General features: G+C 61.4%; 7 protein-coding genes. 1 reads left to right on the top strand and 6 read right to left on the bottom strand.

Annotated elements, in window-relative coordinates; genetic code table 11:
- Nucleotides 1-144: 144 nt before the first annotated feature.
- From WAN02_RS04265 to WAN02_RS04250, 4 genes are read right to left on the bottom strand one after another with little or no spacing between them, the layout of a single operon-like run.
- On the bottom strand, nucleotides 145-393 hold the full coding sequence (locus WAN02_RS04265) for a ferredoxin (RefSeq protein ID WP_422262932.1): 249 nt from the start codon (nucleotides 391-393) through the stop codon (nucleotides 145-147).
- A 22-nt stretch (nucleotides 394-415) separates the two neighbouring features.
- The gene (locus WAN02_RS04260) at nucleotides 416-1,228 is read right to left on the bottom strand and encodes an enoyl-CoA hydratase-related protein (protein WP_422262931.1); all 813 of its coding nucleotides are present in this window, start codon (nucleotides 1,226-1,228) and stop codon (nucleotides 416-418) included.
- Nucleotides 1,225-2,343 (bottom strand): NDMA-dependent alcohol dehydrogenase, encoded by a 1,119-nt coding sequence (locus tag WAN02_RS04255; protein WP_422262930.1) that lies wholly within the window; start codon nucleotides 2,341-2,343, stop codon nucleotides 1,225-1,227. The genes WAN02_RS04260 and WAN02_RS04255 overlap by 4 nt, the downstream gene beginning before the upstream one ends.
- Before the next feature lie 38 nt (nucleotides 2,344-2,381).
- Nucleotides 2,382-3,524: a Rieske 2Fe-2S domain-containing protein gene (locus WAN02_RS04250; RefSeq protein WP_422262929.1), complete on the bottom strand. Its 1,143-nt coding sequence runs from the start codon at nucleotides 3,522-3,524 to the stop codon at nucleotides 2,382-2,384.
- 449 nt (nucleotides 3,525-3,973) lie between these two features.
- On the opposite strand from WAN02_RS04250, the gene WAN02_RS04245 reads away from it, so the two are divergent.
- The gene (locus WAN02_RS04245; protein ID WP_422262928.1) at nucleotides 3,974-5,110 is read left to right on the top strand and encodes an LLM class flavin-dependent oxidoreductase; all 1,137 of its coding nucleotides are present in this window, start codon (nucleotides 3,974-3,976) and stop codon (nucleotides 5,108-5,110) included.
- A gap of 12 nt (nucleotides 5,111-5,122) precedes the next feature.
- On the opposite strand, the gene WAN02_RS04240 is transcribed toward WAN02_RS04245, so the two are convergent.
- Complete coding sequence (locus WAN02_RS04240; RefSeq protein ID WP_422262927.1) at nucleotides 5,123-5,719, bottom strand: TetR/AcrR family transcriptional regulator; 597 nt, start codon at nucleotides 5,717-5,719, stop codon at nucleotides 5,123-5,125.
- Between the two features lie 175 nt (nucleotides 5,720-5,894).
- Nucleotides 5,895-6,416 carry a MarR family winged helix-turn-helix transcriptional regulator gene (locus WAN02_RS04235; RefSeq protein ID WP_422262926.1) on the bottom strand — a complete coding sequence of 174 codons (522 nt, stop codon included), beginning with the start codon at nucleotides 6,414-6,416 and terminating at the stop codon, nucleotides 5,895-5,897.
- Between the last annotated feature and the right edge of the window lie 287 nt (nucleotides 6,417-6,703).

Genomic DNA, 6,703 nt, shown 5'->3' with positions numbered 1-6,703 from the left:
GATTGGGTCCTCATCGAGCGAGAGGGTCGTGAAGTTGTCGAATGAGCCGAACAGATAATCGGTGTGATGGCGGGGTTGTTGATTCTGCCGTTGGTCGTCGCTCTGGCTGATGGACATCGGCACTCCTCGATACGTGGTTGCAGGTCAAGGCCGCGCTGGCGGCTTGGTGTTGGGGTTATCGACTGCTGAGCATCGGTCAGGAACTGATTGCAGAGTGATCGCCCGTTCAGGGCACGCCGCGGCTCCCCGCCGAGCTTGTTCGACGAACTGGGCGGGAATATCCTCCGCGGGAGATATCGCGTTACCCAGGTCGTCGAGGACGAACACGTCGGGCGCGTTTGCCGCGCACTGTCCATGTCCGACGCAATGACCGGCGTCAACGCGGGCTCTCATGACGGTCCTCCTTTCAGCGCCTTCAGCGCCACTGCCAATCTGGATTCCGCTTCTCCAAGTACGCCGCCCGTGCCTCGGCACTGTCGGAGAAGGAGAGCAGGCGGTTGGTGTAATCCTGTTCGGTCCGGTACGCCTCTTTGAGAGGTAAGAACTCCACGCGGTTCATCGCCTCCTTGGCGAGCCTGAGCGCGATCGGGCTCTTGGCGGCCAGTTGCACGGCCACCTCATGGGCGGTCGCGTAGAGCTTTTCCACGGGTACGACCTCGCGGATGGCACCGAGACGATGAAGTTCCTCGGCGTCGACCTTCTCGCCGAGGAAGTACATCTCCCGCGCCTTGTGTCGGCCGACCATCAGCGAGAGTTGCGCGCTGGCACCGAGCAATCCGACGTTGATCTCGAGCGCGCCGAACTGCGCGTGCTCTGCGGCGACAATGATGTCGCAACATCCGGCGAAGGCCACACCGGCACCGATGGCGGGTCCGTTGACGGCAGCGATCACCGGCACCGCACAGTCGGTAACCGACCACAGCGCCTCCCGCGCAACGACACCCATGTCGACGGTCTCCGAGGGCGGTTCATCATCAAGGCGGACGCCGTAGCTGTCGAGGTCCGCACCCCCGATGAAGGCACGGGTGCCGGCTCCGGTGAAAATCGCCGCTCGGACATCGCGGCGCTCGTTCAGCGACGTGAACGCACTCCGAATGGCCACCAGCGCGGCGCGGTCAAGGGCGTTGACCGGTGGCCGGTCCAGCGTCACCGTGGCCACGAAATCCGAAACCTCTACCCGGACCGGGCCGAGATCCGTTCGCCCATCGGACGTCGACGAGGCAGTCATGAGAAGGTGATGATGCCGCGGAGATTCTTGCCAGCCTTCATATCCTGATACCCCTGCGCGACCTGATCGAGCGGGTAGCGCGCGGTGATCAGTTCATCGAGTTTGAGGTTGCCATTCAGGTAGAGCGCCAACTGTCGTGGAATGTCGCGCGACGGATTGCACTGGCCATAGAGCGAACCCTGAATTCGTTTCTGCGACAATGTCAAATCCATCAGCGGGATGTTGGTCGCAGTCTCGGCGAAGTTACCGATGCCCGTTACGACACAGATGCCACCCTTCCTAATCGTCGCGAAGGCGGCCGCGACATGCTCACCGGTAGTGACACCCACCGTGACGATGGCCGAGTCGGCACCCTGGCCGTTGGTCACACTGCGCGCGAAATCGCCCGCCGCCGCGATGTCATCGAAAGATTCTGTTGCGCCCAGCTTCTCGGCCAGTTCACGTTTGAACGGTACGGGTTCCACGGCGATGATATGGGACGCCCCAGCGTGCGCAGCGCCCTGTACGGCGTTGATGCCGATGCCGCCGACCCCCATGACAATGACGGTGTCCCCCACCTGGACCTCTGCCGAATTCACCGCTGAACCCCAACCCGTTCCCACTCCGCAACCCAGCAGGCACAACGTCTCCAACGGAACTTCCTCGGGAACTTTCACCGCACTGTTGACATCAACGGTGGTGTACTCCGAGAAGGTCGACAGGCCGGCCATCTGTCCCACCGGCTGCCCGTCGAGATGCAGCCGGAAGCTGGTCGGATCGTCAAACCGAGAACCCACCAGGAGGTTTGCACCGAGGTCGCAGAGGTTCTGCATACCTGAGGCACACCAGCGGCAGTGTCCGCAGGCAGGCAAGAACGAGAACACCACATGGTCGCCTTCGGTGAAACCTTTGACGCCGTTTCCTACTTCGACCACGACACCGGCACCTTCGTGTCCACCGGCGAAGGGCAACGTGGCCATCGGCATGTCCCCGGTCGCGAGATGATCGTCGGAGTGGCACAGGCCCGCCGACACCATCTTCACCATGAGTTCGCCGGCACCGGGAGATTCCAGATCGAGCTCCACCACTTCGTACGGGCTTGGGATTGCGCGGACTATCGCTGTTCGCGTCTTCATCTCGACTCCTGCGATCGGGGTTACTTGTCGGTTAGGTGCTAACTGGCTGCGGTGGTCACGGTGGTGGCCCCGTGCGCAGGCCCGTTGGCCGAGCCGTTGGTATAGACGGGGTTGGGATAGAACTGATCGAAGTGGCGGCGGATAAACGCGTAGCGGGACTGCTCTTCGGGGCCGGTGAAGATCGGCTTCACCAGATACTTCTGGTTCTGCCAGATGTGAAAGTCATTGCGGATCTGCCAATGTTGGGCCTTCATCATTCGCCCGCTTCGGCCCCTCGGGATGTCGCCGTCATCGTCCGGCTCCCGGGTCCCCGTGACGGTACTGAAGAAGATCGCGTTGTCATGGTCGACCGGTGTGAGTGTCGGGAGGTGGATACATACGAGATCGTCGATCCGGAATCGTGCGACCCCCAACGATGCGCCCCAGAAGAAATTGTCGACGTAGCCACGAACGGGTCCGTTGGGCGTCAGCCAAGTCTGTTCCTGGCCACCGCCGAACACCAGCCGCATGACGTTCTCCGCATACGGGCCGTCGACCTTGTAATCGGAGAACTCCGCATCGAGGTAGGACCCGTGCACATATTTGAAATGGTGTGGGTCAGCACTGTTCTCGAACGGAAACTGCGGCTTCGCGAGATAAGGTCCGTCGACTGTCGTGTCGAGCGGGTAGTAGCTGGACTTGTCGCCGTAGTAAGGCAGTCCGGGCCACTCGTAAGTGGGGGCACGGCGCTCGTGGTCGAACCACATGAGAATGATGTCGTCGACCTCCACAACATGCTTCTTCTCGATCGTGGCTTTGACCGGATGCCCAGGGCGGTAAGGGATGTCGACGTTGCGCCCTTCAGGGCTCCACTTCCAGCCATGGAACGGACACTCCAATGTCTCGCCGCAGACGCCGCCCCCCAACTCAGCCGGGCTTACCTTGCCCAGGTGAGCGCCCATGTGGGGGCAGTAAGCGTCAAGGACCGAAAGCACGCCGGAGGCGGTGCGGAACACGACGAGATCCTGATTGAACCATTTCGCCGGCTTGACTTGACCCGGCTTGATCTCCCACGAATAGCCGATGACGTACCAGCCGGTGGCGAAGTCCGAATAGGGCCAGCCAGCCATCCGCTCGGGTCCCACGCCCAGGCCCATTTCGATGCCGCTGCGGGTGTCAGTCCGCATATCGAATGTCGCCATCTCGTCCTTCCTCAGACTGGCGTCCGTCTGGACGTCGTCCGATGAGATTAGGCCGCCTGCCATCCGTCGTCAAACGATCGGTTGGATAGCGTCGTACCCAGATCTGTCAATCGGGCTGTGAGCTCACTGTTTCTTGGTTCTGATTTGGTTGAATTCCGGGAAGGTGGGGCGGATCTCGGTGACGTGATTGGCGAACGAGACGGGGACGACGGCGTCGCACGCCGGCGTCGCGCCAGAGCTGGGTCAGTTTGGCGATGTGGGGCACGAGACGCCCCCTAGGGTGGTGGCGTTGGTCGAACGGTTGAACTGTCGATCGGTGAGGACCGTACCGTCAAGATGGAAGGCCTGAATAGACCTGCGGCAGACCAGCTGAGCGGGAACGAGTCACGTCATACGAATGGTTGAAATATCCTTGAATACTCGACGTGGTTTCAATAGCCTCATGTCCTATGACTCCGCTGACATCGGTGCCGGTTCATTTCGATCGCTCCCGCTCCCCCCGGCTGGTGGGTGACATCGCCCGAGAGCTCGAATCCTCTGGCGTCGTGGATTTCTTCCAGACCTATGACCAACTGACCAACTTGCTGCCCAATGCGTTGTGGACGCCGGAGGTCACGCCGCTGTCGAAGTTATCCGCAGACAACGACAGCTTCGCCGATGGACTGCTCCTGGCGGCTTTCGGTATGGCTGCTACCGAGGGGCGCCTCGGCGTTTCATGGACTACCGATGCGGTCCGGCGCGGACCCGCCGAACTGGCGCAGAGCATGCTGACGCTGGCCAACGCGGCAAGCTCCACGGTCCTCATGCTCGGCGCCGGCGAGCTCAAACAGTGCCGACCCTACGGCTACAAACGTGCTGAAGGGCTTGCGCGGCTCGAAGACCATCTGCGGCTGCTCCCCCAGCTCTTCGAGGCCACCGGACCAATCGATTTCGAGGGAAATCACTGGAACTACAAGCGCGCCTCAATCGGATGTATTCACCCCAACCGGCCGAAAGTGTGGGCCATGGGCGGCGGTCCGCGCCTCATCGATATGGCCACCCGCTACGCCGACGGGATATCGGCGTCCTCTCCGTGCGCCATCGCCAGCCCGGAGGCACTCGCCCAGATCGTCGCAGAGGTCAAGCAGAAGGTCGAGGAGGCCGGCCGTGATCCCGACGCTTTCGACTTCAGTCTGTGGATTCCGACGTTCCTCCATGATGACCCCGCGATCATTGACGAGGCTCTCAACAACAAGCTCGTCAAGATGTGGGCCGCCGTCTTCGGTCGATTCCATCATGATTCGTGGGCCGACGAAGGCATTGCGCCGATCATGCCATCGGGATTCCACTACGCGCTCAAGGCAATTCCAACACAATGGTCGCGTGAAGAATGCGAAGACATCGTCTCCAAGGTCACCCGGCCGATGACGGAGAAAAGCGTCTTCGCCGGCTCGCCTCCCGATGTCGCCAAGGCGATTAACGAGTACGTCGACGCCGGAGCCACCCACGTCGCGATCTGGGACTTCGGCCCAATCGTGCGACCAATCGACGAAGCTCCCGCAGCCCTGGCCCGGTCACTCGAGCTCTGCAGACTGCTCAAAGCCTGATACCGCTACGTGTTATCGGGAATAGAGAATGCCCTCGAACAAGTAGCTGACGATGGTATCGGCCACCAACTCGGCTGCTGGCTCATTCTCGGCGAGGTGCCACCGATAGAGAGAAGAGATCATCGCCAGCAACTGGACGGACAGCAATTCGTCGTTGACTCGACGAAATACGTTGGCCCGCATGCCCGTCTTGATGATCTCTCGAATTCGCTGGGTGAATTCTGCCTCTTTTGCGCGGATATGCGTGGCCTGCTCGGCCGTCAGCGACGATTCCAGCCAGGGATGTTCCTGGAAATAGACTGCAATGACGTCTGGCGCTGACGCTATCGTTCGCAGGATGGCCTTGACGTAGGAAATAAGCTCTTCGTCGGGGGCTAGGTCGGCTGGAATCTGTGCGATTTGCGCATCCAGTCGGGCGTAGGCGTCTAGGTAGACCGCATACAGGATGTCGGACTTGGACGGGAAATAGTAATACAACGTCCCTTTGTTGAGAGAAACGAATTCGCCAATATCGCTCATCGACGTACCGTGATAACCGCGGCGTCGGAATAGCCGCGCGCATTCGTGCATCAGCACGTCACGTTTCTGCTCATTCGCAGTGATCGCCATGCACACCTTTCGCGCTGTTGTGAAGCTCCGAGGCTCGGCCGGTCGGTTGGAATTGCCCCAGGTAACCACGACCGCTGACACGTCGATTGTAAGATGTACCGGTGTTACGCGGGGCTTTTGGTCGTGTTCGGCCCCAAAACAGGTGCCAACCTACCGACCGTTCAGCCGGCTTCCCTTATTGCCTGAGTGCCCGCGACGCCGATCCGCTGGTGCCCGCCCGGCCGGTGTGCTTGTGCTCGAGCGCGTCGATGTTCAGCTGCAGCCTCGTCAACGTGTGCGCCAGTTGTTGACGGTCCTGCCTGCTGATACCGCGGCGCAACTGCTCCCGGAGGCGACGGTCGATGTCGTTGATGCTCGCGACATAGTCACTTCCGTTATCGGTGAGATGCACCAGCCAGACCCGGCGGTCGGTCGGGTGTGGCCGGCGCTGGATCGCGTCCATCTGCTCCAGGCGGTCGATGCGCGCGCCGAGCGCAGCCTTGCCGATAGCTAGCCGCTCCGCCAGCCGCGTTTGTGTTTGGGGATCGACCTCGGCGATGTAGGCGAGGAGGCTGGCTTCGGGCAGCGTCAGGCCGATGTCGCCAAGAGCCTGGTCATACGCTCTCCGGATTGCTCGGGCGGTCGCCATGATCGTCCCGTCCAGGCGGCGCCATGGTGGCGTATCGAGTTCATGGCCCGCAACTGCGCCAGGATTCACTGCGCTCCCCCAGGTCGGTGCCCGTAACTACACCGTTCGACATCGGCGAAGACTGCGACAGCGTGAGACTGAATCGCAGGCACCCCACGAATATACCCGGCAACAGTATGGGGGAATACCGTATGTAATCGGTACGGTCTAGGCCGAGGCTACGCGGCGCCGCAGCCGCGCGTCTTCGTGATGCTGCCAGTCGACGATGCTCAGCGAGCCGACCACGAAGTACGCCATGTCGATGGACCACGGGCCCAGCGAAACCACCTGCCAGTCAAGGAATCGCGGGGCGATCT

This window comes from Mycobacterium sp. (genome assembly GCF_049281135.1).
GTDB lineage: Bacteria > Actinomycetota > Actinomycetes > Mycobacteriales > Mycobacteriaceae > Mycobacterium.
This window is presented reverse-complemented; position numbering and strand designations above follow the sequence as displayed.